Here is a 26,224-nt window from a genome sequence, read left to right as displayed (position 1 = left end):
TCAAACAACAGACACACCCGGCACCACCCAAACATTCCGTTCAGGATCGCTCCGGAGCAACTTTCCAAACTTACCCGATCCCCAGCCCCGAAGCAAATCCATCATTCAGGATTTTTTTCGGCGGAAGATCGTTCCCCACCCGTTTCCAGCGCCCTAAAGAGCAACCAGATTCTGGCTTTGATTTTGGGGGTTTTGGCCCCGCGGTGATCAGTTCTTCACTGTCTCCCCCGCGGCGACTTAGAAAACAATACACGCACTCTTGCCCCACTGCAAACCAGCTACCCAGCCGGCTTCAAACCCCGGAATCAAGCGGCAGATGCGGGCATGGAGGCACCAAACCGGCTCCCGCCGTCGTCATTTCCCAATGTGTGCTGCCGCACAGCCTGAGGTACTTCGCTGCAGACAGCAGAAGGGCCGGCAACCCTAAGGTTGCCGGCCCTTCTCAAACAGCTGGATTCAGCGGTGCTGGATTACCAGGAAGACTTGGTGATGCCCGGGAGTTCGCCCTTGTGGGCCATGTCGCGGAAGCGGACACGGGAGATACCGAACTTCTGGAAGGTACCGCGGGGGCGGCCGTCGATGATGTCGCGGTTACGCAGACGGATCGGGGACGCGTTGCGGGGCAGCTTCTGCAGGCCCAGGCGGGCTGCTTCGCGTGCTTCGTCGGTTGCGTTTTCGTCAACCAGGGTCTTCTTCAGCTCGAGGCGCTTTGCAGCGTAACGCTCAACGATGACCTTGCGCTGCTCGTTGCGAGCAATCTTGGACTTCTTAGCCATGTTTAGCGCTCCTCTCGGAATTCGACGTGCTGGCGGATCTTGGGGTCGTACTTCTTCAGGACCATGCGGTCCGGGTCGTTACGACGGTTCTTGCGGGTTACGTAGGTGTAGCCCGTGCCCGCGGTCGACTTGAGCTTGATGATCGGACGTACGTCCTTGTCCTTAGCCACTAGAGCTTCACCCCACGAGCAAGAATGTCGGCGACGACTGCGTCGATGCCGCGCACGTCGATGGTCTTGATGCCACGGGCAGAAACCTGCAGCGTGACGTTACGGCGCAGGGACGGAACCCAGTAGCGCTTCTTCTGAATGTTCGGATCGAACCGACGCTTGTTGCGGCGGTGCGAGTGCGAAATGCTGTGCCCAAAGCCCGGCTCGGCCCCGGTCACTTGGCAGTGTGCTGCCATGACTTCTCCTCAAGAATTGAAAGTAATGATCCGCATATCTGCTGCTGGACCATGCTGCTAAGGGCGACCCAAAAATGAAGAAGGGCAACGGTTAGTCACGCAACTTGAGCCCCTAACTACCGGCCACCCTGGAGAAAATTACCGGGCAACCGGAGCAATTGCGCACGCTCCGCGCACTTAGCGCCTACCAAGTCTACGAGTTGGCGCAATTAAAGACCAATCGGGCGGAAAGGGTGTATAAGGGCCGCGGAAACATCACAGCCAGGGCTGGCCGTTTTTCACAGCAAGATCATAGTTTTCGCGCGCATCGTGGATGCATGAACACGAAGCTCCTGCCGGCATCACCGGCCGCAAGCAGTTCCGGCCGCCCGGGGCTTTCACTTCCAGCACCGAAGAATCCCTCCCGCGGCTGGTTCGCCCGCCAGTACCGGCAGCGCATGCTGCGGAGGGACCTCCTGACGGTCATCGCCTGGACCTCCGTGGCCGCCGCAATTGCCCTTTGGCTTGCCGACGGCGGGGCCACCGGCATCACCTCCCCCGCCGCTGCATTCACGGCAGCGGGCATTGTGGCCGGGTTGGCGGGCATGGACCTGGTCCTGCTGATGCTTCTCCTGGCCGCGAGGATTCCATTTATTGACCGCACCATCGGCCACGACCGCGCCCTGGAGTTCCACGGGAAGCTGGGAAAGCCCTCCCTCTACCTGCTCCTGGCACACGGCATCCTGCTCGCCACCGGGTACGGCATGGCCGAGGGGCTGGATCCGGTCACTGAGTCCGTCAACCTGTGGGTTCAGGTGCCCGACATCTGGCTGGCGTTCGTCTCCATGGCGCTGTTCATCGCCGTCGTCGTGACCTCCCTGGTGGCTGTCCGGCGTCGGTTCCCCTACGAGTTCTGGTATGTGGTGCACCTCCTCACTTATGCCGCCGTGGCAACGTCGATTCCCCATCAATTCAGCGTGGGCGGCCTCTTTGCGGCAGGCACCTGGCAACGCTGGTACTGGCTGGCCATCTGCATCTACACGGGCACGGCCCTGGTGTACTTCCGGGTGCTGGAGCCGGTGCTGGCCACGGCACGTCACCGGCTGACCGTGGCCCGCGTGGAGGCCGTGGCGCCCGGCGTGGTGAACATCGTCATGAGCGGCCGGAAGCTGGACCAGCTGGCAGGCACGGGCGGACGCTTCTTCATCTGGCGCTTCCTGGCCCCGGGCATGTGGTGGCATCCCCATCCATTCAGCCTGTCCGCCGAGCCCGTCCTGCATGGTTCTGACGGCCAGGGGACACTGCGGGTCACCGTGCGGAACCTTGGCAACGGCTCGGCCCAGCTCCTCCGGCTGCGGAAGGGAACCAAGGTGGCCGTGGAAGGCCCTTACGGGTTACTCAGCACGGCTGCCCGGACCCGGAACAAGGTGGTGATGATCGGCGCGGGCATCGGCATCACGCCCCTGCGCGCACTGCTGGAGACCACGCCGTTCGCTCCCGGCGAGGCGACTGTCCTGCTGCGCGGCCACACGGACCAGGAGCTGTACCTGGGCCGCGAAATCCTTGAGCTCTGCCGGGCCCGCGGGGTCCGGCTCTTCCACCTCACCGGGCCACGGGCCCATGGCCGCTCCTCCTGGCTTCCGGAGGACGCCGTGCGGAGCGGCTACAGCCTCACCTCCTATGTGCCGGACAGCGCGGAAGCGGACGTCTATGTCTGCGGTCCGGCCGCGTGGGCGGCGAATGTCATAGCGGATGCCGGGAAGGCTGGCGTCCGCGAAGAACAGATCCATCACGAAAGGTTTGACTGGTGAAAATACGCGGAACAATCGCTGCGGGCCTGGCCTCCGCCGGGATCCTCGTGGCTGGATGGCAGGCCGGCACCCAGGTGGGCGGCATCAGCACGGTGGCAACAAGTACGACGACGACAGGCACCACGGGTGCGTCCGGCACGGGCGCGTCAGGGTCTGGTGCGTCCGGCACGGGTGCGTCCGGCACGGGCACGTCAGGGTCTGGTGCGTCCGGCACGGGTGCGTCCGGCACGGGTTCGGCGGGTTCCGCCGGCTCGACCGGCTCAACCGGCTCAACCGGCTCGACCGCCTCCGGAACCTACAAGGGAACCGCCGTGCAGACCCGGTTCGGTCCCGTACAGGTCCAGATCACCGTGGCCAACGGAAAGATCACGGACGTCACCGCACTCCAGCTGACCAACACCGACCGCAAGTCCATCCAGATCAGCAACCGCGCGGCACCCCTGCTCCGCAGCAAGGTCCTCGCGGCGCAGTCGGCAGATGTCCAGACCGTCAGCGGCGCCACCATCACCAGCGACGCGTACCTGACCTCACTCCAGGCAGCCATCGATGCAGCCCACCTCTAACCCCATCGACGCGGCAACCGGCGGTGCCATCCTGAAGGCGCGCACCTTTGAATGCATGGGTACGGTCATCGGCCTGACGCTGCCCGTCGGCTCCCCTGCGGAAGGGCAGCCGGGGCTTGACGAGCTCACGGCGGCCACCGCCGTCGTCGAACACCTCTTCCGGGAATTGGACGAAAAATTCAGCCTGTACCGCCCGGATTCGGAAGCGGCCAGGCTGGCCCGCGGGGAACTGACGCTGCGCTGCGCCTCGGAGGAGATGCGCGCGCGGTATGCGGAGGCGCATGAATGGCGGCTGCGCACGGAGGGCGCCTTCACCCCTGAACGGCCCGACGGCGCGCTGGACCTCTCGGGGATCATCAAGGGTCATGCCATCCGCGAGGCAGGTACCTCGCTTCTGGCCCTTGGCCGGCACGATTGGTGCCTCAATGCCGGCGGCGACGTCTTGGTCAGCGGCTCTCCCCGCCCGGGCAGCACCGAGCCTTGGAAAGCGGGCATCGTGGACCCGGCCGACCGCAGGACCCTGGTTGCCGGCTACGCACTTGGCAGCAGGAGCCGGCACACTGCGATTGCCACCTCGGGCTCCGCCGAGCGCGGGGAGCACATCTGGCGCGTGGGCAAGAGCGCCGAGTTTGTCCAGGTCACTGTTGCCGCCGAGGACATCGTCACCGCCGACGTCCTGGCCACGGCGATCGTTGCCGGCGGAACCACCATGCTGAACCGCGCCACCGACCAATGGGACGTTGCCGCGCTGGCGATCCGCACGGACGGCTCCATCCTGGCGACGCCCGCGTTCCACGCCTCGTGAGCCACCGCCGAGGCGTCTCCCTACAGCCGGGTGAACGTGGGGTACTTCGACTGCAGATTGTCCCCGGACGACTTGCCGGTTACGCGCCGGACCACCCACGGAGCCGCGTACTCGCGGAACCACTGGGCGTTGGAACGCAGGGCGTCGGCACCGCTCAACTCAGGGACCGGGGACATCGGCGGGATGTCGATGGAGTGGTCATATTTGAGGACCTCGAGGACGCGTTTGGCCATGTTGGCGTGGCCGGCAGCGGACATGTGCATCCGGTCGTGCGCCCACATGCCCCAGTCGTAGTACTCGCTGAAGCGCCAGTAATCCACCAGCAGCGCGCCGTGGTCGCCCGCGATTCCCCGGACCAGCTCGTTGTAGATGGCGGTGCGGCCGCGCATGGTGCCAAAAACCTTTGAACCCCGGGCGTCGAAACCGGTGAACATGACCACAGTGGCGCCGGTGGCAGCCAGCTTCCCCACGGCGTCGTTGTACTCCACGAGGAGGTCATCGATGTCCACGCGCGGGCGAAGGATGTCGTTGGCACCGGCGTAGATGCTCACCAGCGTGGGGTTAAGCTCGACGGCGGCGTCCACCTGCTCAGCCAGGATCTGGCGGAGCTTCCGGCCGCGGATGGCCAGGTTGGCGTAGCCGAAGCCAGGATCGGCTACGCAGAGCTGCTCTGCCACCCGGTCCGCCCAGCCGCGGACACCGTTGGGGCGTGTCGGGTCGTCGTCTCCGACGCCTTCGGTGAATGAGTCGCCCAGAGCCACGAACCGGGAAGTGAAATCCATGCGGCTAGTTTGCCATCCGTTGCCGGGAGCAACCAATCAGCCTCTGATTGAAACTCCATTTTGGCTGTGATGCGAACGGCTGTCCGCCCGGACGATGCCCACCAGCTTCAGCAAGGCCCAGCAGAAAAGAGTGAGCACAAGAGCGTTTCGCACAGTCAGCAGTAAGGCGACGCCGGGATTAAGGGCGGCATAAAGCTGTACATAAAGAATCGGATAGACAAGTGTTGTGAAAATCGCAATTACAAGCATTGCCACCGCTGGAACAGCCCAGAGCCGGCCATACACGGCTACTCCGACACAGGTCACCGCAACCAGCCAGATCATGAACTGGGGCGATCCGACCTTGTTGAAGACGATCATTGCCGAGACGAGCGCGAGGGCGCCAACCACTAAAAGTTCGCGACGATCCGCGCCTCTCCTGACTCCCGCCAGAATCAATAGACTCACCAGCGCCAGGCTCAGACACAGCAGCGGATTCATGAGGGTGCCAACAAAATCGGAGAGGGATCCCTTGATTTCCATTGTCACAATCTCGGTATTCGCATGAACTCTCGTACCTAAGCCAAGGACGGCCTGCCAAAGTCCGGGCGTGGTGAATGGTGCTTCAAGCTGCATTCCACGCTCACCCTGGGCCTTGATGAAACCCAGCAGATTTTTGGCGCCGCCTCCAGCGAGCACGCCCCCGATCATGGCGGCAGAGACTGTGATTCCAGCCAGGAGGACCTGCATGCGAGCCTTGCTCGCCAGCACCAAAGCCAGGATCACCGCAGCTGGCCATACCTTGATCCACGTCGCAAGTGACAACAAAGCCGACGCTAACGCAGGGCGCTCTGACGCCAGCACGAGGCCGACAACAACGAGGGGGGCTGAAATCCCGTCCACGCGGGAGAACACCAGAGGACCCAGGATTGCGATGAGTAAGACCCACAAGTACGCAGCCTGCCATCCGTACCGTAACCTCCGGCTGCCCTTCAACATCAGGAGCGCCAGCGCGTTCAACAAAGTGCACAGGAGGAACCAGCCGAACATATATGAGTTGTAACCAAAAATACCAGCGGCCAGCATCGGGAGCATTGCTCCTATTGGATAAACCCAAGGGACATCAATCCCCTGCCACACGCCCTCTCTAACTCCCAGGAAAGCCCATTGGCGGTAAAGGTCAACATCGCCATATACGCGTCCGGCGGTGATGTCCGGCAATAAAAGCATTAGGAAAAGGAAGTGCACAGCTGCGAATACAGCTATTATCGTCCTATTTCGAGAAAGAAATATTTCAGCACTGGACCGCGTGTTATCCATGGAGGGCCTTCTACTCAATTTAAAAGTTTTTGATACTGAGGGCTGTATTAGGCGCCGCCCTGCGTTTCGCGCAGGATCCAGTGGTCCTTGTCCAGGCGTCCCACCACTTTTTCGCCGATCCGGGCCAGATCCAGCACATCCTGCTCCGTCAGGGCATCGAGGAACAGGTCGCGGACGTCCTCCACGTGGCCCGGAGCCAGCCCGACGATCGTGGCCATGCCCTCCTCGGTGAGGTGCGCCGTGGTGACCCTTGCATCGTGGGGGTGGGGACGCCGTTCCACCCAGCCGCGCTTCTGCAGCTTGGTGACCACATGCGACAGGCGGGACAGTGAAGCACTGCTGCGCGCGGCGAGCTCGCTCATGGGCAGGAACCGGTCCTCGGCCTCCGACAGCATGGCCAGGACCGTGTAGTCGAAGAGGGAGAGCTTTCCCGCGGCGTGCAGCCTGGTGTCGAGCGCAGCGGGCAGCAGCGTATTGATGCTTACCAGCGCCAGCCAGGCGCGGCGTTCGTCAGCAGTGAGCCAGCGGGGTTCGGTCATGGGTTCCATTCTACGATTGATCTTTCAAGTAGCTTGCTGCGGCACCGGTAGGCTTGGCCCCATGTATGTTGTCTCCCTCACCTACCGCGTGCCGCAGGAGATCGTGGACTTCCACAACGACGCCCACATCGCCTGGCTGCAGAAGGCGTTCGACGACGGCGTCTTCATTGCCGCCGGCCGCAAGATCCCCCGCACCGGAGGACTGCTGCTCTCGCAGGCGGAACGGGAAACCCTGGACGCGAGCCTGGCGCAGGACCCGTTCTACGTCAACGGCGTGGCCGACTTTGAGGTGCTGGAGTTCCACGCCGCCCGGGTGGCCCCGGGGTTTGAAAACCTGTTGGACACCCCGCCCGCGCAGACCAGCTAGGGCGGGCCGCCGCCGTCGGACAATTCCGCGGCCACCTTCTTCAGCCCGCCTTTCCGCGGGACCTTCACCGGCTCCGGCCAGCGCGGGCTGAGCGTGTCCCCCAGCGTTACGCCGCGGAGCTTGCGGCCAAAGAGCGGCAGCACCCAGTCGTGGACCCAGCGCCGCTGGCGCCGCTCCCATTCGCGAAGGCCCAACCGGGGCGGCGGCTCCCAGTCCCGGGGCTTGATCTTGTGCGGCACGCCCAGCTGGTCCAGCACCTGCCCGGCCAGGTATTTGTGCCCCGCCTTGGACATGTGGAGCCGGTCTGAGTCCCACATCCTGCGGTCGTGGAAGGCGTCCAGGCACCAGTAGTCCACCAGCACCGCCCCGTACTTCTCCGCAATGTCCCGCACCCGCTGGTTGTAATAGGTGTTGCGCTTCTTCAACGGCTCCAGGAGCGCGGAGACCTTGACATCGAATCCGGTGAAGAGGACTACCGTGGCACCGGTGGCGGCGAGCCGGGCAACAAACTGTTCGTAGTCCGCCATGAGGGCCACCATGTCCGTTTTCAGGTCCAGGATGTCGTTCCCGCCGGCATAAAGGGTGACCAGCGTGGGCTTCATCCGCAGCGCAGCTTCCAGCTGCTCGTCGATGATGTGCCGGAGCCGCTTGCTGCGGATGGCCAGGTTGGCGTACTTCCACCCGGGCTGTGCCTTGGCGAGTTTCTCGGCCACCCGGTCGGCCCACCCCCGCACGCCATTGGGCAGCCGCTCGTCCCGGTCCCCCACACCTTCCGTGAAGGAGTCGCCAAGGGCAACAAACACCCGCCGCCCGGAGCCAGGAAGCAAGGATTCGCGCGCCACCGGCCCAACCTAACGGCACAAAGGAAAGCAAGGACGACGCCGGGATGAACAGTCAGTGCGCGGGTCGTCATTGAGGCGGCTGATTACCCGGGCCCGTTCCCTGCCATAGGGAACGGGCCCGGTAATCAGGAATCAGGGGGTCCGTGAACCGCTGTCCGTCTGCATCCCTCCGTGGACCGGGCGGAACTCCCAGGTGTAGGAGCCGTCCGCTTTCAGGCTCATCCTCAGGTGGCCCCAGGTGTCGCTGAACTTCCGCTGGATGTAGGCCGGGTCGCTGGCGAACGAGCGGAGGCCGATACCCCCAGTGGACACCTGGAACTGCTGCATGCCGTCCGGCACGCACTGGTCCGCGTTGTTCACCGGGCAAGTCCGCTCATAGTTGTGCTGGGAGCCGGACAGCAACACTTTCACCCGGTTGTTCCAGAACATGTCGATCCAAGGCTTCGCCTGGGTGAAGCGCGTGTGGCTGGACGTGTTGGAGGTGAAATATGGGTCATGGTAGACGGCGGCCAGATGCTTCCCGGCGGCCTTGGCCGCTTTCAAGTCAGCGTCCATTTCCGCGGTCATGGCCTGGGACCGGGACGCGTTGTACCGCCACGTCGCCGTAGGCGCCACCAGAATGTGCCAGTTGCCCTTATCGAACGAATACCACTCCATCGCATCCTGGAACCGGCCCAAAGTGGTGCTGGTAGCGGACTTGGTGGAGCTCACACACTGGCCGTCCATGAACCGGTCCACGTCATCATTCACCCCCGGCTCCAGGTCGTGGTTGGGGCCCGTGGTCCAGTACGTCTTGGCCTTCAACCCGCCCCACAGCGTGTTCCACGCCCCGAGCGTCGAGCAGGTCCCCTTGTCGTACTGGAAGTCGCCGATGGCGAGGAAATTATCCAACGAACCATCGTTGAGGCCGCCGATGATGCTGGCAGCGTTCTTGCCGGACGCCGAGCTCGTCGACGTATTACCTGAAGGGTTCATGTCGCCAACTGCGGCGAACTCGAAAGAATCACCCGACGGCGGAGTGGTCGGCGCCGGGGTTGGGCTGGAGGTCGGGGTCGGGCTCGAGGTAGGCGTCGGGGTGGGGGTAGGCGTCGGGCTTGCCGCGCCTGCTGCCGGGTACACACGTACCCAGTCCACGCGCATCTCCCCGGCACCGTCAGCGGTGGAGTCCGGGAACCAGTCCAGCTGCAGCGTCTGGTGCATGCTGCCTGGAGGCTGATGGGTGGGGTCCTTGTCCTCGAACCACTTCACGCCATCCACGTAACCGACCATACCGGCGGGGGACCAGTCCACTGCGTAGTTGTGGAACTGGGAAACGTCCAGCGTCTTGCTGGCGCTGGTCTGGGAGTTGCTGCAGGAGAAGTGCTGGAAGAACTTGATGACGTTCCAGTCGCCCGATGTTTCCGCGTAATCGACTTCACCGTCGCAAGGCCAGTTCCCGCTGTCCGGCCACAGGATTGAGACCATGTGGTACTCGTTGTCGCCCGACCCGGCGGCGCGGACCTCCCACCGCCCGTACTTCTGGCGGGCGAACTTCGCGGACATGCCGGCGGTGGTCCCGTCCGGTGTTCCGTTCATGACCATCTTGGAGCCGTCCACTTTTACCTGCTGCGGGCTGCGGATGCCCTTGCCGGCGTGTCCGGCGCTGTTGTACACGCTCCACTTGGTTGCGTCCGGGGCTCCCGTGTAGTTGAACTCGTCCCCGGCGACGGGAGCGCCCCAGTTCTGCGTGGTGGCAGCCTGGACACCACTCGGATCAGTGGGCGCAGGTGTGGGGGTGGGGGTGGGGGTTGGCGTCGGGGTGGGGTTTGCCACCACCGCGTCAGCCGCGGTGGTAACCACCAGCTTTGGGCGGAGCGCCGCGTCCAAGGCCTGGTTCGATTTGAAGCCCAGCCACTTCTGAGTGCCGGATTCCAGCCTGAAGTTCTGCTCACCGCCGGTGGCGGTGACGCCCTTGGTGACGTCCCATTCCACCCAGGCGCCGTTGGAGAACCCGCCGGTCTTGCCCAGCCAGGTCCCGCGCGCCGGCGCGTTGTTCCAGGTCACGCCCGTTTCGGTCCATGCCCCGCCCGTGGTGTAAACATCCACAAACTCAGTCGATGTTGCCGCTGCCTCCGAGTATGCCCGCAGCTTTGCCGAGACGATGTGCTCCCCGGCCGGGACCTGGACGTTGAACCGCAGCAGGCTGTTCCGGGAGATGCTTGTCCGGCCCTCCGTGGACCATCGGACGCTGGTCCCGAAGTTCTCTGTCGGCCGGTCGGCCTGGACATAGCTGTCGGCGATCGGTGCGAATGTCAGCGCTCCAACCGCGTTCGCCACGCTGCCCACTACCGCGAGCGAAACGAGCATGACTAAAAGTGTCAGGGCAGAGATAGCCGGCCGCAGGATAGTTTTCATGGAATGAGACCTTAATGTTCCAGTTGAAATAACCGAAGCATACGGCTTGTCACACCCTGTGACATAGCAATTACCGCTCTGGAGATTCTTGAAAACGTGTGTTACGCGGAGCGAGGCTGAAGTGACGCCACAACGAGCCGTGACTGACGACTTGCGTAGGAGCGCATCGCCGACCAGAGCTGAGTGAGGCCGCCCGCGGCCGAAGGAAGCGCCGGGAGGTGTCTAAGCGACGGCAAGTCGGCAGTTACGGCGCCTCAACCATGGGCCGAAGCTAGCCTTCGGCTTTGCCCTTCCGCCAGTAACCCATGAAGGCCACCTGTTTCCGGTCCATCCCCACGTCGCGCACCAAATAGCGCCGCAGGTCCTTGATGACGCCTGCTTCACCGGCAATCCAAGCGTAGAAGGGCATGGCGCCGGCGGGCATCCCAGGGTTCTTGGTGGCGCTGATGTCCGCGGTCTCCAACCGGGCAGGCGTCTCCCACAGGATGTCCGTATCCACGTTGACGTCCTCGGGCTCGGGCCCGGCGCCGCCGTCGTCCGTTCTGATGCCCACCCAGCCCGGCTCGGGGACGGCTTTCCGCACGGCCTCCTGCAGGAGGTGGCCGTGGGGCCGGGAGCGGCCGATGGCGGCACCGCGGGCAAGCCAGGTGATTTCGATGTCGGCCGGGGAGTGGAGCTCCAGGAAGTCGCCGGCCTGCGGAACCTCAAGGAAAGCGTGCCCGCTCATGTACGGCGGGAGCGTTTCGAGGATGGCGGAGATGGCGGGGACCGCGGTTTCGTCGCCGGCAAGCAGGATGCGCTGGGCCAGGCCGGGCCGCCATTCAATCCCGGAGTATGTCTCCGCGGTGATGCAATGGGCGGCGCGGTTGTTGGGGCCGATGATGGTGAGGGCGTCGCCGGGCCGGGCGTTGAAGGCCCAGTTGGCGGCGGGCCCGGTGTTGTCCGGACCGTCGAGGTGCATCGCGAAGTCGACGTCGATCTCCGGGTATACCCCGTCCAGCCGCGCCTCGCGGACGGTGTACGTACGCATGGAGCCGCGCACGTTCGGGTCCATGGCCAGCCAGTCCCGGTACCACCCGGCCTGGCTGGTGTGGAAGGCCGGCAGCGGCAACTGTGAGCCGTCCGGGGCCAGGGACGGAATCACGAGTTTGATCCGGAGGTCCAGGGAGTGGCCGTGGACGCCGAAATCGCGCAGGGAGTAGCCTCCGAACGTGATCCTGCGGAATGTGGGGCTGAGCTGCTGGACGGAGGATACCGTCACCTCGAAGGCCAGGCTCATCGGCTGGGCGGTCACAGGATGGGCAGTCACAGGCTGGGCAGGTGCGTCGTGGCGGGTCTTCATGGGACGAGCTCCAGTTCGTTGGCTGGGGTGTGGTGGCGGCCTATTGGAATGATCAGCGGGGTGGCCGAAACGGGGTCCGGGATGACGCGGCTCTCCAGGCCGAAGACGTCGCGGACCAGTTCTTCCGTCACCACCTCGCGCGGGGACCCCACTGCCGCCACGGCACCGGCCTTCATGGCGATGACGTTGTCCGCGTAGCGCGCGGCGAGGTTCAGATCGTGCAGGACGATGGCCACTGTGGTGCCGTGCCTGCGGTTCAGGTCCGTTACGAGGTCCAGGACCTCCACCTGGTGGGCCAGGTCCAGGTAGGTTGTGGGTTCGTCCAGCAGCAGGACATCGGTTTCCTGGGCGAGGGCCATCGCAATCCAAACCCGCTGCCGCTGGCCGCCGGAAAGTTCGTCGACGTCGCGCCCGGCGAGGTCCAGCGTTCCGGTGGCTTCCAGCGCACGCTGCACGGCGGCGTCGTCCTTTTCACTCCAGCTCCGGAAGAAGCCCTGGTGCGGGTAGCGCCCGCGCCCCACCAGGTCGCGGACGCTGATGCCGTCCGGTGCGGTGGGGTGCTGGGGAAGCAGGCCGAGGGTCTGGGCCAGTTCCCGGGCGGGCCGGGTGTGGATATCCCTGGCGTCGAGGGTCACGGCGCCGCCGGAGGGCTTCAGGAGCCGGGACAGTCCGCGGAGCAGGGTGGACTTTCCGCAGGCGTTTGCGCCCACGATCATGGTCACCTTGCCTGCGGGAATCCGGACGCTGAGCCCGTCCACCACGCAGCGTTGGCCGTAGGTAAGCGTCAGGTCCCGGGCTTCGAGAACAGCCACGTCAGGCATCCTTTCGATTGGCCGTGACCAGGAGCCACAGCAGGAACGGGGCACCCAGCGCGCCGGTGACCACACCCACCGGCAGGACGGTGCCATCCAGGAACAGTGGGGCGAGATTCGCGGCGGCGTAGTCCGCGGACAGGACAACCAGGGCACCCACCAGGGCCGACGCCGGCAGGCTGGCCTTGCCGGCGAAGCGGCGGGAGATGGGACCGGCGAGGAAGGCGACGAATGAGACCGGCCCGGCGGCGGCCGTCGCCACGGCCGCGAGCGCCACCGCAATGAGCACCAGTGCCAGGCGGGCCGCATTGACGCGGACCCCCAATCCGGCCGCGGCATCGTCACCCAGTTCCAGGATGCGCAGCGGACCGGCGATGACCGCGGTGGCGGGAACCAGCACCACGAGCGCCAGGAACAGGACTCCGGCGCGGTCCCAGTTGGCGGAGTTCAGGGATCCGTTGAGCCAGACCAGGACGTCGGCGGCGGTGCGGATGTCCGCGCGCGTCATCAGGAAACTGACCACTGCGTGCAGGGCGGCCGCGATCCCGATTCCGGCAAGGACCAGCCGGTTTCCCGCTGCATTCCCCCGCCCGGTCCCGCGCACAGCCCCGCCGCTGGAGATCCCGTAAATCAGGGCGGCCACGGCAAGGGCACCCACGAGCGCCGCCCCGGAAACCGCAGCACCGGAGGCGCCGAAAATGATAATTGCGGTCACGGCGGCTGCGCTGGCCCCGGAACTGATGCCGATGACGTCGGGGCTGGCGAGCGGATTCCGCAGCATGGTCTGGAACAGGGCGCCGGCCAGCCCGAAGGCAATTCCGACCATGGTGCCGGTGAGGGCCCGGGGAAGCTTGTTCTCCATCACGATGAAGCTGGCGCCCGGAATCTTTGCACCGCCGCCCAGGTGGTTGACCACGATGGTGAAGAAGTCCGGGATGGCCACCGTGTAGCTGCCCAGCAGGACTGACACGAAAAACAGGATTACGACGGCGGTGGCCAGGAGGGCGGTCCGGTTCAGGCGCAGGCGTCCCCGGCGATGCTCCATCAGTTGTGGTCCTTTGGAGGGGGTTTTAGCAGCCATATCTGATGGAGCAACACCGGGTTTGAGGAGCGTCACAGGCCAGCCCCCTTTCCGCGGCGGATCAGCCATACGAACACCGGCGCACCCACCAGGGCGGTCATGATGCCGGCCGGGACTTCGCCGGGAAGCAGGACCACCCGGCCAAGAATGTCGGCACCCAGGAGCAGGACGGGGGCCATCACCAGGGAAAAGGGCAGGATCCAGCGGTAGTCGGGGCCGGTGAGGAAGCGCACGGCATGCGGTACCACCAGGCCCACGAAGCCGATGGGCCCCGCCAGCGCGGTGGCCGTACCGCACAGCAGGACGATGCCGAGGGCAACCACGGCGCGGGACAGGACAACCCGCTGGCCAAGCCCACGGGCGACGTCGTCCCCCAGGGCCAGGCCGTTGAGGGTCGGGCCCGCCAGCAGCACGATGACCGCACCGGCGGCCAGGAACGGCAGTCCGGGCAGGAGCACGGTCCAGTCACGACCCGCGATGCCGCCCACCTGCCAGAAGCGGAACCTGTCCAGGGTGTCCTGGCTGGAGACCAGGATGACATTCATGAGCGAGGACAGTCCGGCGCTGAGTGCGGCTCCCGCCAGTGCGAGTTTGACCGGACTGGCCCCATCCCTGCCCAGCGAGGCGATGAGGTACACCACGACGGCGGCAGCGGCAGCGCCGAGAAATGCGAACCAGACGTAGCCGGAGAAGCTGGCCACGCCGAAGACGTAGATTCCCGTGACCACGGCCAGGGCAGCTCCGGCGTTGACGCCAATAATGCCGGGATCGGCCAGCGGATTGCGGGCGACTCCCTGCATTGCGGCCCCGGCCAGGCCCAGGGCGCCCCCGGCCAGCACGCCCAGGACCGTGCGCGGGATCCGGGCTTGGACCACGGCGTGGTCACCGTTGGTGGGGTCGAACGCGGTGAGGGCCTGCCACACGGTGCCGAGGGGAACCTCCCGTGCCCCCACTGCCAGCGAGGCGCCGGCCACCAGCACCAGCGCGACGACGGCGCCCGCCAGCCAGGCGGTGCGCTTCGTTCCCGACGCATCACCGCGGCGGGGGGCAGCGGCTGCCTTGGCCGGCACCTGCGAGCCTGTGCCCGCTGCCGGACGCGCCGTCGTCGTACTCATGAAACGGTGCCTACTTCACTGCATCCGCTGCGCCGGCCAGCTGCGGCAGGAACGTGTCCAGGGACCACGGCAGGCTCAGCGGCGACGAGGCCGAGATGGACAGGGTCAGGGTGTTGTCCGAGTCGGCCACCAGCGCGCCTTTTTTGATGGCCGGGATCTGCCCGAGCAGCGGATCGGCCTTGATGGCGTCCGCGGTGGAGGCATCGGGAACCCAGGTGACGAAGATGTCCGACTGCAGTTCGTTCGCCTTTTCAGCGGACCAGTGCAGGTAGAACTCCTTGGAGCCCTTGGAGTTGTCCGCGACCACCGGGGCGAGGGTCATGCCGATTTCAGTCAGGAAGCGCGGACGGTTGTCGTTGGCCGTGTAGACGTTGACGCCGTCACCCTTGGCGGGCTCCAGGTTGCCGTAGATGAAGCTCTTGCCCTGGATCTGCGGGTACTGCGAGACCTTGTCCCTAAGGGTTGCCTCGGTATCGGAGACCAGCTTGGCGGCGTCCGCTTCCTTGCCCAGGGCCTTGCCGATGATGGTGGTGGAGTCCTGCCAGGAGGTTCCGTAGGCCACCTCCGGGTGGGCCACCACGGGGGCGATCTGGCTGAGCTTTTTGTAGTCCTCCTCGGTGAGGCCTGAGTAGGCGGCGAGGATGACGTCCGGGATGAGCTTGGCGATTTCGGTGAAGTTGATTCCGTCCGCCTCCGAGTACTGGACGGGCGCGTTGGCCGAACCGAATCCGGCGCCAAGCTTTTCGAGCGCCGCGTCCTTCCAGGGGGTGGAGCCCTTGTCATTGCCGCCCCACTCGTTCTTGGGGACCCCCACGGGCACCACACCGAGGGCGATGGCGACGTCGTCGTTCACCCATGAAACGGTTGCCACCCGCGTGGGCTGCTTCTCAATGGTGGTTTTGCCGTACACGTGCTCGATGGTGACTGGGAATGCTGTGCTGCTGCTGGGGTTGTCCGTGCCAACTGCGGACGACGCCGGGGCCGTGCTGCAGCCGGAGAGGGCCAGGGCCGCCGCGGCCAGCACCGCCGCCGCCTTGCCGACAGATGAGAAGAGTGTCCGGCGGGTGGAAACAGGGCCGGGAAAGAGGGGGGACGTCACGGGGCTCCTTGGGTCAGGCTGATGAAAACTTAAGTAAGGCTAACCTATGTAAAAGGTGATTACGCAACAGTTCTGTCACCTAATCCCGTCACGTGACGAAACCCACAATCGTCAGCAGCTTCTTGGACAGGACGCGCCCCATTTGGCAGGATGGCCTTGCCGGTCCGGCGGCAGCTTCACCGGAAGCGCTGAACGGGCGCGCTGAACAGGAACAGGACAACGGGAACAATGCGCATGCAAAAGGCCGCACCGGCCGCCGCTGCCATGGAGAGCGGGGTGGCCGTTTGGGCCTGCTCCGCGGAGACTGACTGACTCCCCGTTACCTGGCCCGGCTTTGGGCCGCCCACCCTTTTAAGAAAGTTCAGCCATGCAATCAGTCACGCCCCAACAAATCCGCTCATCCTTCATCAACGCCAGCCGCTCGGAAGCAGCCAAGCTCACGCTGCCCGAGGACTTTGATTCGCTCGACTGGGACAGCCTCGACTTCCTGGGGTGGCGGGACGGAAAGATGCCGCTGCGCGGTTACCTGGTGGTCCCGGGATCCAAAGGCCTCACGGGAATCATGCTCCGGGCACCCGAAGGGGGAGCCCGGAAGAACCGCTCCGTCCTGTGCGAGCTGTGCCGGGACGTGTTCTCCAAGGAGGACGTACTTCTCTGGGTTGCCAGGCGCGCGGGACAGTCCGGACGCGACGGCAACACCGTGGGAACCCTGATCTGCGCCGACTTCCTGTGCTGCGGCAACGTCCGCAAGGAACCACCGGCCAACGAGATCAACCCCGACCCGGCCGTCGTCGTACAGCGCCAGATCCAGGGCCTGCAGGACCGCACAGCGCAGTTCCTGGCCCGCGTCCAGGGCAAGTAGCGGCAAGAGGAACCCTTCCCCGCGGGGAAGGGTTCCTCTTGCCGGCGGTCAGCTGGCGGTCAGCGGTAGGAGAAGCTCATCAGCAACGCCTTCAGGGTGCGGCCTTCATCACCCCAGTACCAATCCTTTGCCGCCTGGTCGTTTGCGAACTGCCGGCCTTCGAAAAGCACGTCTGCGGTCAGAATGCGGTCACCGATCTTCACGAGCCCGTATTGCACCTGCCCGTCCGGCGAGATCGGGGATCCCGGCGTCAGCCCCATGTGGTAAGTGGCAGTGCCAAAAGCGTGGTCAACAAAGAACGACGAACTGGGTGTGGGAACCGACGCTCCGATCAATCCCGGCACCGGGTCCGTCTCGAGGATGGACCTGGAGACGTTGCCGGCAGTGGCATCGCCAACCTGGCTGTAGTAGACGGCGACCTGCTCCTTGCCGCCGGCATCGTGGACTGTGGCAGTTTCCACCGCAGGGGACGCCGAAACCTGTTGATGCTCCACACGCCACCCCTCGGGGTACGCAAAGGACAGGCGGCCGTCTGCGAACCTGAAGGTCACCTGCCCCGCAGGAGCGGGAGAAGAAGTGGCGACGGGAATGATTGATGCAGGCGGACTTGCCGCCGTCGTCCGGTCCGCAGGAGCCGTAGCGGAACCCCCGTCCGCGGCAGGGCCCTCCCCGCAGCCCGTGAGGCTGAGGGCCACGATCGCGGTGAGCGCCATGAGTGTGGTGGCGCGGTGTGCTGGGCGCATGGGTGGTGCCTTTCAAGCGAAGGCCGTCGCGCTCCACAGGGCGTCAGATGCAGGACCCAGCGTTCCACAACTACCCATCGGGAGGATGAAGGCGAGTGATTGATGCCGACCAGCATGGCACCCGCACAGCACCTCTAACAGCTCCGGAGCAATAAATCCATCAATTTGTTATATAGCTGGTTCTCGTTCAGCGCAGCACGATGTCCACCGGGTTCGCCTCGGACCGCCAGGCCCCTTCTTCGCCCGGCCTCGGCCGGATGACCGGCGCCGTCAGAACACCCGAGCGGTTGGTGCGGCGGTCCCTCAGGATCTCGGTGACGGAGCCCAGGTGCCGGGAAAGGTCGATCACGTTTTCGGGGGCAGCCAGCAGCAGCTGGAAGCCGAATTCGTGCAGCGCCTTGATGCCGGCACCGGCGAACTCCTCGGAGGCAAGCACAAAGGCCTCGTCCATCATCACGGTGCCGTAAGTGGTGAACCCCTGCTCGGCGATACCCAGCTGGTAGCTCAGGGCCGCGGCCATGATGAACGCGGTGAACCGCTGCCGCTCGCCGCCGGACATGGAGCCGGTGTCCGCGTGCATGAACACCTCGGTCTTTTTGGCGCCGCCCTTCTTTTTTCCTGCAACCGGGGCGGTTGCTTCGCGGTGCTCCTTGCACTGGATGAACAGGTGGCCGCGGACGTCCAGCACCTCCGCGCGCCACCGCCGGTCCTCGGGCGCCTGCGATCCAAGCCTCTTGACCAGGGTTTCCAGGGTTTTGTAGCGGGCGGTGAGCTCGGCATCATCACTGTCCGGCCCCTCCGCCCTGGATCCGTCCGACCTGGCGGGCCGGGTGTGACGCGCCTTCAAAGCGTTCTGGATGGCGTCCTTGAACTGCTTGGCGGTGGGCGGCAGCGTCTGCTTGATATCCAGTTCCAGGTAGCTGCCCTCATGGAAGTTCACCTGGGAGAGGATGCCGTTGAGGGGCAGGATGCGGCTGGTGATGGAGCGGCGCTCCTCGTCCAGCAGGTGCAGCAGGGTACTGAAGGACTCGTGCGTGCGCTGGTTGAAGAACAGCCGGAACTCCGCCTCCTGCGCGGGCAGGCCGTCGTTCACGATCGCGTGGTAGCGGGCCTCGAATTCACTGGCCGCGCCGATACTGGTGCCGTGGTCGGCCGAGATGGCGCTGCCCCACTCCCGCACGAAGCCTTCGAAGATGCGGGTGAGCCGCTCCGCCGTGGCCTGCCCACGTGATTCAGCCGCGTGCAGTTCGCCCAGCAGGGCGGTCCGGACCCGGTTGGCCAGGTTGTCCAGCTCGTGCATTTCGGTCACGTCGCCGAACTCCGCGAAGTACGGCTCCAGCGCGGTCACGGTAGCGTCCGACGGCGGCGCCTGGGCCAGGCGGTCACGCGCGGCTTCCAGCAGCGAATCCGCAGCCGTGAGCTGGCGGTCCAGTGCCTTGTATTCACTTTGGAGGACCGCGGCGGACTCGGTGCTGGACTGGTGCTTTTGCCGGACCTCCTCGATGGTGGCCCGCAGCGGCTCCAGGTCTGCCTGCGCGGCGAGGGCGTCCTTGAGCCGCTGCTCAATCCGGGTCAGGTCGTCCGCCGCCACCGAGGCAGACACCTGTTCCCAGGGGCGGTCGTCTTCCGCAATCCGTCGCAGCGCGTCGAGCTGGCGGCTCATGCCCTGGTGTGAATCCTCGCGGCTTTGCGCCAGTTCCGCGGCCTTGGCCACTTCCTGCCGGAGGTCCTCCACCTGGCCGGCCACGAGTTCCAGTTTGGCGGCATTGTCGAAGCCCAGGACATAATCCTGGCGGCTTGTGAAGCGGTCGTCCTTCTCCACGGTGTGCCGGTTGCGCTTGACCACGCCGCCCAGGCTCAGGCCTTTGTCCAGCGCTGCCAGCTCGTCCGGGTCCTCCACGCACTGATAGGCGAAGTCCAGGGCGATCCGCTCGCGGACCCATTCACCGGCTTCGGCCGCCGCACCTGAGGCGAGGATGTCCAGCTTGGTGAGCAGGTCGCCGTCGCGCACGTCCTCCACGGCGAGCGCACCGCCGGCGAGCGGCTTGGAGACGTCCACCGCCCGCAGCGCGCCACGGACGCTGTGGTCATTGAGGTAGCGGGTGACGGCACCGAAGTGCTCACCGGGAACCAGCAGGGTGGTGGCCAGGCTGCGGAGCGCGCGTTCGGCGGCGGGGCGCCACCGTTCCTCGCCTTCGGCAAGGTCCATGAGTTCGCCGGCGAAGGGCATGCGGTCTTCCGGGACGCCGGTTGCGGCGGCGATGGCGGCGCGGTTTTCAATGCTCGACGGCGGCAGCAGGGACTTGCGCGTCTTCAACGAGACGAGCTCCTGCTCGGCAGCCGCCAGCTCCCGTTTGCGGCCGGCGTGGGCGTCGAAGGCCTCGAACCGCAGCTCCTGCAGGGCCTGCGAATCATCCTTCAACTCGGTCGACCGTGCTGCCGCCTGTTCGTGGGCCTGCTCCCAGCCGGCGGCGCTCCACTCAAGCTGCAGCCCGGCGTCGGCCAGTGCCTGCTGGGCCGCCTCCTCAACCTGCCTCCGCAGCTTGAGGCCAACGCGGGCGTTCTCCAGCGACTGCTCAATCGCCGAAATCGCGTTGCCGCCCTGGTTGTTGTAGTCGGTTTCGAGCTGCCGCAGTTCCTTGGCCAGGTTGTCGCGGACCGCACGCTCGGCGCCGAGCTCCTTGGCCTTCGCCTGCGCCAGCTCACGGAAACGGACCAGCGTCTTTTGGTGGACCGTAACGGCGAGCTGCTGCCGGTACGCCTCGAACTCCTCGCCCACTAGGTCCCGCAGCCGGTTCGCATCCAGGAGGGACTGCGCATACTCGCGGTTCAGTCCCGGCACCGGTGCCAACTGGTCGCGCTGCTGCCGGACATCCTCCAGCCGCTGGCGGATGGACATCAGGTTGCTGAACTCCTCCACCACGTCATCGGCGGCGGCCAGGGTTGCCGGAGCATCGAGCACCTGGTCCCGGAAGAAGGTGTTGACGCTGCCGCCCAGCCCCTTGCCGGCCTGGATCACGCGCAGCAGGGGCAGGGCCTGGTCCGAGCTGATCCCCAGCAGCCGGCGGAACCGCTCGGCGAAGGCCTTGTGCACGTCGAAGACCTGGGCGTGCGGGAACGTGGCCTCGAGCGCGCCCTTGGTGAAGCGTTTGTCCGCGATGCCCTCCACCGCTTCCAGGTCCAGCGGCACATTGTCGATCAGGTAGAACCGCCCCACGCTCGACTCCGTGCCGTTCTTGGGCAGGTCGAACAGCGCGGACACCGTCAGCCGCGTGCCGGCGGCGTTGTCGAACGTCAGGGCGACGGCGGACCAGGTGGCCCCCGGGCGCTGGAAAGCACTCGCCGAGCCCTCCCCCACGGCCTTGTCCCCCACCTTGCCGCGCATGTAGGTGAACGTCGTCCGTTTGTCCTCCACGGCACCGCCAGAACGCTGCGCAGCCGCCTCATTGGACCGCGGCCGGGCATCGAACACCCGCAGCATCGCGTCAAACAACGTCGACTTTCCCACGCCCGAGTTGCCCGTCAGCAGGGTTCCGTTCCGGTCCACATGCATGGTGTGGGCCCCGTGGAACGTGCCCCAGTTGACCACCTGCACCAAGGCAAGCCGCATCTGCCCCGGGTTAGTCACGTCGCCCAAGGGGAGCATGCTTGCGATCGTCACTTGGTCACCTCGGTCTTTGTCGCCTTTGACTCCGCAGCCGGGGCGGCATCGGCGTCGTCGTCCTCGGCACCACTGTCCGCGTCCAGGTCAAGCATTGCCTCGGTACCGGTGGGATCACTGCTTGCCGCCACCAGGGCTTCGATGTGGGCCGGGATGTCGCCGATGTTTTCGAATGGCAGGGCCAGGGGCAGGGCGTTGGAGATGGTGTAGACGTCGTCCAGGCCGGTGGGGAGCAGGAGCTGGCGGGCCAGGAGCTTAGTGATGGCACGGGTCACCACGTCCGAGTCGCGGAGGGCGTCCTGCTGGCCGGCGGGCTGGTAGTGCGCCACGAGGTCCGTGATTTCCTCGCGGGTGATGGTGGGGTCGGTCTGGGCTGTGACGTGCCGGTCCAGCAGCAGTCGGAGCCGGAGCAGCACGATGGTTTCCACCCGGCTGAGGGCACGCTGCTGGCGCAGGATGCTGGACCGTGCGCTCCCTCCGATGATGTCCGGATCCACGGGACGCAGCACCGCGATCTTCCGCTCGTGGTCCAGTTGGAGGGTCAGGAACAGCTCGGACAGGCGGCTGCGCAGGATCACTTGGTTGTCCAGCAGCACCGTCCAGAGCTTTTCGTCCCGGCCGCCATCGATGTACGGGCCCTTCAAGAGCTTCACCAGGGCCTGGCGCACTTTCATGGACAGCACGCCGGTGTCGCCGGGGAAGAGGGCGGCGCCGTCAACGAAGGTGTCGCGGGGAGTGATGACCGCCGGATTGGGGCGCCCGGCACCCGATGACGCCCCCGCCCTGGCTTCGAAGGACTCAACCACCGCGTTGTCTTCCGTGTTGTCGATGGGGTCAACGGCCGTCGTCGTGATTTCCTCAGTCATCTGAATCCTTTGCGAGCGTAACCACGGGCAGGTAGGCCCTGCGGGTGGAGCCGTCGATCTGTTCGAAGTCCAGGCCATCCCAGGCGCTGCGGTTGAAGTCCGCCCCGGCGTGCAGGGCCTCCGACAGGAGCGCGCGGATGGTGTTGATGTGCTGCTCTTCCGGCGGCAGCTGCTGCCAGGCATCGGCCAGGGTCGCAGCCCCCGCCATCGCGGACCGGACTATGTCCGGCCTGGCCTTTCCCGTCCTCGGCGAGCGCACCCGGTCCGAATCGGTGAAGGCGATGGGATCGGCCAGCCGGGGCGGCGCCGCGAACTCGTCCGGGTCAAAGAGCTTCACCATGGACAGCGACTCAAACCCTGCGTTGTACAGGACCGGGCCTGGAACCAGTCCTGGCCGTTCGCGTTCATAGGGCAGGGACCGGATGGCCTGTTCAGCCTCGCGCAGGACCTGCCGCAGCCGGACTGACTGGCGGAAGTCGTCGCTCTGGACGTAGGTGTTGAGGCTCTCGCTGAGCTTGCCGTAAATGCGCTGGATCTGGCTGTGCTGCTGGCGGAGTTCGGCCACCAGGTTCTTGAGCGTCTCCCGGTCGTCCGGCGAGAGGTCGTCGGCGAACTGGCGGCTCAGGACCTCCCCGATGGCCGACCGGAACCTCACCTGCTGCTGCGGGTCCTCCAGGAAGGCGGTAAAGGACCGGAACGTCCTGCCCTCCGGGCTTTGGCGGAGCCGCTTGTCCGCCTCCAGGACCTGGGCCATGGTCGCGCCCTTGGTCAGCGACTCCTCGATGATCTGGTTGCGCAGCCCGCCCACCAGTTCCTCGATCCGGTCACGCATCTTCTTGTAGTCAGCGGGTAGGCTGGCGGCCAGGTCCAGGATGTTCCCGGCGGCCTCCACGGCTTCGTCGTCATCAAGCAGGCCGTCGAACCCGCCCGCGCTGATGTCCTGGATCAGCTGCTGCCGCTCTTCGATTTCCTCTTCCAGGGCTTCGAGCCGTGCGCTCTGGTCGGGGTTGGTCTCGTTGGCGAGCTTTTCCACGTCCCCCAGCAGCGTGCCCAGCCGTGAACCGTTCAGCGTGGAGCGCTCGCTGGAGAGGCTGTCCAGGAAGGCGAGCACACGCGCCGCTGGCTCCGTGGCCTCGTAGACAATCTGGCCTGACTGGTTCCGCCGGGTCAGGAACTGCCGCCGGGTCCACTCGTCCCCGAAGGCCTTTCCGTTGGCCCCTCCTCCCAGGCCGGGATCCTGGCGCCGGAGCTCCTCAAGGAAGGAGTCGACGTCGGCATGGAATTCCTCGAGCGGAACCTGCGGCCGGGTGCGGGTGAAGGAAGCCTGGAGTACGGCGATCACCCATGGCGCCGAACGCGTCAGAGCCCATGCGGGTCCCTTGGTGAGGAGTTCGAGGTCCCGGAGCCGGGCGCTGATGGCGTCAGCGGATGACCTGGCGGAGCGGGGCACGCACTCTCCTTGGGCTGTTGGGCGGGGGCTTGGCAGGGCGGCACGCAAGGGACCGGCCGGAAAACTGCCAACTACAAGGTTAACGCAGGCCGCCGCGACCACTCCGTGACCTACCTGCCGGTAGTGTTTCAATCCCGTATCAACAGTCACATCTGCCCCATGCTGCTCTGGCTGGCTGCAGGACTGTCCCCCTACGCTTCTGCTACTGGTCTTCGCCACCGCAGTCTTATGCAAAGCAACGTCGCAGCAGGGGGATTCATGCAGTTCGATCTAAGTTCAGTGGAAACAGCCACCTTGGTCTTCATCGGGACACTTGTATTCGGCGCCATCCTGGCCGCCTTCGTGCTCACCGCCGGGCTTATTGCCCTGGCCGTGCTGGGAGCAGGCAAGTTCACCTGGGTGGTGGTGTCCACGACGCTCCTGGCGGTAGTCCATGGCATTAACGCCGGCTGGGACAGGCTGGTCCATCGCGCCTCCGCCGTGGAGCTGCCCGGCGATTTCCAGGGCCAGCCCGCCCCTAGCACGGGAACCTACCCGCGGGTAATCTTGAGGGACAGCTGAAGGGTTCTCCAACCCGGCGGATCCATGGCTACACCGGCCAATCCGGCCTAGGAGATAACCCATGACCTCCGCGACTGACAGCCAGGCCAAAGACGCCCCGGCTGAAGAAACCCCCGTCCCCGCCGGCAACATCGGCGCCGGGGCAACCGCCGAAGATGCCCGCGCCGTTGCCGAGGCAGCCCGCGAATCCGGCTGGGATCGCCCCAGCTTCGCCAAGGGCCTGTACCTGGGCAGTTTCGATCTCGGCCTGGTCCATCCCTGGCCGGCCCCGGACCCCGCTTCCGTGGAGAAGGGCGAGGAGTTCATGGCCCGCCTCACGGAGTTCGCCAAGACCATGTCCGGGCAGGTCATTGAACGGGACGCCAAAATCCCCGACGAATACATCAACGACCTCGCGGAACTGGGCGTCTTCGGGATGAAGATCCCGGAGGAATACGGGGGCCTGGGGCTCTCCCTGGTGTATTACGGCCGTGCCCTTGCCCTGCTGGGCAGCGTGCACCCCAGCCTGGGCGCCCTGATCTCAGCACATCAGTCCATCGGCGTGCCGGAACCGGTCAAGGTCTTCGGCACGCCCGAACAAAAGCGGGAGTACCTGCCCCGGTGCGCCGCCGGCGCCGTCACCGCCTTCCTCCTCACCGAACCGGACGTGGGCAGCGATCCCGCCCGGATGGGCAGCACGGCAACGCCCACGGACGACGGCGACGCGTACCTTTTGGACGGCGTGAAACTATGGACCACCAACGGGGTGATCGCCGAACTGGTGGTGGTCATGGCCGTTGTCCCCGCGCACACCGATCCGGACGGCACCAGGCACAAGGGCGGCATCAGCGCGTTTGTGGTGGAAATGGACTCGCCGGGCATCACCGTGGAAAACCGCAACGCCTTCATGGGCCTGCGCGGCATCGAGAACGGGGTCACCCGCTTCCATCAGGTACGGGTGCCGGCCGCCAACCGGCTGGGCCGGGAGGGCCAGGGCCTGAAAATCGCCCTGACCACACTCAACACGGGCCGCCTGGCGCTGCCCGCACTGTGCGTGGCGTCCGGGCGGTGGAGCCTGAAGATCGCGCGTGAATGGTCCAACGCCCGCACCCAATGGGGCAGGCCGGTGGGCGAACACGAGGCCGTGGGCAAGAAAATTGCCTTCATCGCAGCGTCGGCTTTTGCCCTGGACGCCGTGTTCGAGCTGTCCGCGGAACTTGCCGACGCCGGGCAGAAGGACGTCCGGATCGAGGCCGCGCTCGCCAAGCTCTGGGCCACGGAAATCAGCTGCCGCATAGCGGACGAGCTTGTCCAGATCCGCGGCGGACGCGGGTTTGAGACGGCTGAGTCGCTGGCCGCACGCGGTGAACGGGCCGTACCGGCCGAGCAGCAGCTGCGGGACCTGCGGATCAACCGGATCTTCGAGGGTTCCTCCGAGATCATGCGCCTGCTGATCGCCCGGGAAGCGGTGGATGCGCACCTGGCCGCCGCGGGCGATCTCGCGTCGCTGGATGCGAGCCTGGCCGACAAAGCCAAGGCCGCCGTCGGCGCCTCCGGCTTCTATGCCAAATGGCTGCCCAAGCTGGTGGCCGGCGCCGGCATGGACCCCCGCTCCTATGCGGAGTTCGGCAGGCTGGCCAAGCACCTCCGGTTCGTTGAACGCTCGTCACGCCGGCTGGCCCGGCAGACCTTCTATGGGATGGGCCGCTGGCAGGCCAAACTGGAGCGGAAACAGGCGTTCCTGGGCCGCGTGGTGGACATCGGCGCCGAGCTCTTCGCCATGACCGCCTGCTGCTCCCGCGCGGAGATGCTGCTGAAAACAGCCCCTGAAAAAGCCGCCAGCGCCTACGAGCTTGCCGATGCCTACTGCGAACAGGCCAGGGTGCGGGTGGACGAGTACTTCGACCAGCTGTGGCGAAACACCGACGACGCCGACCAGGCACTGACGCGCAAGGCCCTTGCCGGCGACTACACGTGGCTGGAGGCCGGGGTCCTGGACCCGTCCGAGGGGACCGGCCCGTGGATTGCCGATGCCTCGCCGGGGCCGTCCAAAAAGGAGGACCTGCACCGGAAATACCGGTAGAACCGCA

Annotated in this window: 24 protein-coding genes; 7 read left to right on the top strand and 17 right to left on the bottom strand. The window is 65.8% G+C overall.

The annotated features are described in order from the left end of the window. Window positions 1-470: 470 nt before the first annotated feature. The 3 genes from rpsN to rpmB are packed head-to-tail and all read right to left on the bottom strand — an operon-like array spanning window position 471 to window position 1,182. Entirely contained in the window at window positions 471-776 is a 306-nt protein-coding gene (gene rpsN, locus ACR65K_RS20140; RefSeq protein ID WP_009358853.1) for a 30S ribosomal protein S14, read from the bottom strand. A gap of 2 nt (window positions 777-778) precedes the next feature. Further along, complete coding sequence (gene rpmG, locus ACR65K_RS20135; protein ID WP_013602737.1) at window positions 779-946, bottom strand: 50S ribosomal protein L33; 168 nt, start codon at window positions 944-946, stop codon at window positions 779-781. Further along, window positions 946-1,182: a 50S ribosomal protein L28 gene (gene rpmB, locus ACR65K_RS20130; protein ID WP_018763944.1), complete on the bottom strand. Its 237-nt coding sequence runs from the start codon at window positions 1,180-1,182 to the stop codon at window positions 946-948. The genes rpmG and rpmB overlap by 1 nt, the downstream gene beginning before the upstream one ends. A 317-nt stretch (window positions 1,183-1,499) precedes the next feature. Between rpmB and ACR65K_RS20125 the strand changes: the two genes are divergently transcribed. The 3 genes from ACR65K_RS20125 to ACR65K_RS20115 are packed head-to-tail and all read left to right on the top strand — an operon-like array spanning window position 1,500 to window position 4,340. Then, window positions 1,500-2,972 carry a ferredoxin reductase family protein gene (locus tag ACR65K_RS20125; RefSeq protein WP_440154674.1) on the top strand — a complete coding sequence of 491 codons (1,473 nt, stop codon included), beginning with the start codon at window positions 1,500-1,502 and terminating at the stop codon, window positions 2,970-2,972. After that, complete coding sequence (locus ACR65K_RS20120) at window positions 2,969-3,535, top strand: FMN-binding protein (protein ID WP_440154673.1); 567 nt, start codon at window positions 2,969-2,971, stop codon at window positions 3,533-3,535. The genes ACR65K_RS20125 and ACR65K_RS20120 overlap by 4 nt, the downstream gene beginning before the upstream one ends. A 55-nt stretch (window positions 3,536-3,590) precedes the next feature. After that, complete coding sequence (locus tag ACR65K_RS20115; RefSeq protein WP_440154675.1) at window positions 3,591-4,340, top strand: FAD:protein FMN transferase; 750 nt, start codon at window positions 3,591-3,593, stop codon at window positions 4,338-4,340. Window positions 4,341-4,360: 20 nt separating this feature from the next. Here the strand turns inward: ACR65K_RS20115 and ACR65K_RS20110 are convergent, their stop codons facing one another. Genes ACR65K_RS20110 through ACR65K_RS20100 form a run of 3 tightly spaced genes read right to left on the bottom strand, consistent with a single transcriptional unit; the run spans window position 4,361 to window position 6,960 of the window. Then, window positions 4,361-5,122, bottom strand: coding sequence for an SGNH/GDSL hydrolase family protein (locus tag ACR65K_RS20110; protein ID WP_440154672.1), 762 nt, complete (start codon window positions 5,120-5,122; stop codon window positions 4,361-4,363). A 36-nt stretch (window positions 5,123-5,158) separates the two neighbouring features. After that, window positions 5,159-6,421, bottom strand: a complete 1,263-nt coding sequence (locus tag ACR65K_RS20105) for a glycosyltransferase 87 family protein (protein ID WP_440154671.1) — start codon at window positions 6,419-6,421, stop codon at window positions 5,159-5,161. A 47-nt stretch (window positions 6,422-6,468) separates the two neighbouring features. Continuing rightward, complete coding sequence (locus ACR65K_RS20100; protein WP_440154670.1) at window positions 6,469-6,960, bottom strand: MarR family winged helix-turn-helix transcriptional regulator; 492 nt, start codon at window positions 6,958-6,960, stop codon at window positions 6,469-6,471. Window positions 6,961-7,021: 61 nt separating this feature from the next. On the opposite strand from ACR65K_RS20100, the gene ACR65K_RS20095 reads away from it, so the two are divergent. Continuing rightward, a complete protein-coding gene (locus ACR65K_RS20095) occupies window positions 7,022-7,327 on the top strand; it encodes a YciI family protein (protein ID WP_056332076.1) in 306 nt (101 codons plus the stop codon). Here the strand turns inward: ACR65K_RS20095 and ACR65K_RS20090 are convergent. The 7 genes from ACR65K_RS20090 to ACR65K_RS20060 all read right to left on the bottom strand — a co-directional run bounded on the left by ACR65K_RS20090 (window position 7,324) and on the right by ACR65K_RS20060 (window position 16,012). Continuing rightward, the gene (locus tag ACR65K_RS20090; protein ID WP_440154669.1) at window positions 7,324-8,169 is read right to left on the bottom strand and encodes an SGNH/GDSL hydrolase family protein; all 846 of its coding nucleotides are present in this window, start codon (window positions 8,167-8,169) and stop codon (window positions 7,324-7,326) included. The two genes, ACR65K_RS20095 and ACR65K_RS20090, sit on opposite strands and share 4 nt — an antisense overlap. 132 nt (window positions 8,170-8,301) lie before the next feature. Then, window positions 8,302-10,515, bottom strand: a complete 2,214-nt coding sequence (locus tag ACR65K_RS20085) for a CBM96 family carbohydrate-binding protein (protein ID WP_440154668.1) — start codon at window positions 10,513-10,515, stop codon at window positions 8,302-8,304. Between the two features lie 319 nt (window positions 10,516-10,834). Beyond that, the gene (locus ACR65K_RS20080) at window positions 10,835-11,905 is read right to left on the bottom strand and encodes a siderophore-interacting protein (RefSeq protein ID WP_440154667.1); all 1,071 of its coding nucleotides are present in this window, start codon (window positions 11,903-11,905) and stop codon (window positions 10,835-10,837) included. Next, window positions 11,902-12,717: an ABC transporter ATP-binding protein gene (locus ACR65K_RS20075; RefSeq protein ID WP_056332085.1), complete on the bottom strand. Its 816-nt coding sequence runs from the start codon at window positions 12,715-12,717 to the stop codon at window positions 11,902-11,904. The genes ACR65K_RS20080 and ACR65K_RS20075 overlap by 4 nt, the downstream gene beginning before the upstream one ends. A gap of 1 nt (window position 12,718) precedes the next feature. Further along, a complete protein-coding gene (locus ACR65K_RS20070; protein ID WP_440154666.1) occupies window positions 12,719-13,762 on the bottom strand; it encodes a FecCD family ABC transporter permease in 1,044 nt (347 codons plus the stop codon). Between the two features lie 68 nt (window positions 13,763-13,830). Then, window positions 13,831-14,913, bottom strand: coding sequence for a FecCD family ABC transporter permease (locus ACR65K_RS20065; protein ID WP_056332088.1), 1,083 nt, complete (start codon window positions 14,911-14,913; stop codon window positions 13,831-13,833). A gap of 10 nt (window positions 14,914-14,923) precedes the next feature. Next, on the bottom strand, window positions 14,924-16,012 hold the full coding sequence (locus tag ACR65K_RS20060; RefSeq protein WP_056332090.1) for an iron-siderophore ABC transporter substrate-binding protein: 1,089 nt from the start codon (window positions 16,010-16,012) through the stop codon (window positions 14,924-14,926). Window positions 16,013-16,379: 367 nt separating this feature from the next. Between ACR65K_RS20060 and ACR65K_RS20055 the strand changes: the two genes are divergently transcribed. Then, window positions 16,380-16,874, top strand: a complete 495-nt coding sequence (locus tag ACR65K_RS20055) for an FBP domain-containing protein (protein WP_056332092.1) — start codon at window positions 16,380-16,382, stop codon at window positions 16,872-16,874. A 59-nt stretch (window positions 16,875-16,933) separates the two neighbouring features. Here the strand turns inward: ACR65K_RS20055 and ACR65K_RS20050 are convergent, their stop codons facing one another. The 4 genes from ACR65K_RS20050 to ACR65K_RS20035 all read right to left on the bottom strand — a co-directional run bounded on the left by ACR65K_RS20050 (window position 16,934) and on the right by ACR65K_RS20035 (window position 23,594). Further along, window positions 16,934-17,617: a hypothetical protein gene (locus ACR65K_RS20050; RefSeq protein WP_440154665.1), complete on the bottom strand. Its 684-nt coding sequence runs from the start codon at window positions 17,615-17,617 to the stop codon at window positions 16,934-16,936. 187 nt (window positions 17,618-17,804) lie between these two features. After that, window positions 17,805-21,278, bottom strand: coding sequence for an ATP-binding protein (locus ACR65K_RS20045; RefSeq protein WP_440154664.1), 3,474 nt, complete (start codon window positions 21,276-21,278; stop codon window positions 17,805-17,807). Further along, on the bottom strand, window positions 21,275-22,144 hold the full coding sequence (locus tag ACR65K_RS20040) for a DUF4194 domain-containing protein (protein ID WP_056332098.1): 870 nt from the start codon (window positions 22,142-22,144) through the stop codon (window positions 21,275-21,277). The genes ACR65K_RS20045 and ACR65K_RS20040 overlap by 4 nt, the downstream gene beginning before the upstream one ends. Further along, window positions 22,137-23,594 carry a DUF3375 family protein gene (locus ACR65K_RS20035; protein WP_440154663.1) on the bottom strand — a complete coding sequence of 486 codons (1,458 nt, stop codon included), beginning with the start codon at window positions 23,592-23,594 and terminating at the stop codon, window positions 22,137-22,139. The genes ACR65K_RS20040 and ACR65K_RS20035 overlap by 8 nt, the downstream gene beginning before the upstream one ends. Window positions 23,595-23,852: 258 nt before the next feature. Between ACR65K_RS20035 and ACR65K_RS20030 the strand changes: the two genes are divergently transcribed. Both ACR65K_RS20030 and ACR65K_RS20025 read left to right on the top strand, forming a co-directional pair. Then, window positions 23,853-24,155 carry a hypothetical protein gene (locus ACR65K_RS20030; RefSeq protein ID WP_056332101.1) on the top strand — a complete coding sequence of 101 codons (303 nt, stop codon included), beginning with the start codon at window positions 23,853-23,855 and terminating at the stop codon, window positions 24,153-24,155. Window positions 24,156-24,216: 61 nt separating this feature from the next. After that, window positions 24,217-26,217, top strand: coding sequence for an acyl-CoA dehydrogenase family protein (locus ACR65K_RS20025; protein ID WP_440154662.1), 2,001 nt, complete (start codon window positions 24,217-24,219; stop codon window positions 26,215-26,217). Window positions 26,218-26,224: the final 7 nt, after the last annotated feature.

Source organism: Arthrobacter sp. SAFR-179, from assembly GCF_059414945.1.
Note: the sequence above shows the minus strand (reverse complement) of the source record. Positions and strands in the feature narration are given on the sequence as shown.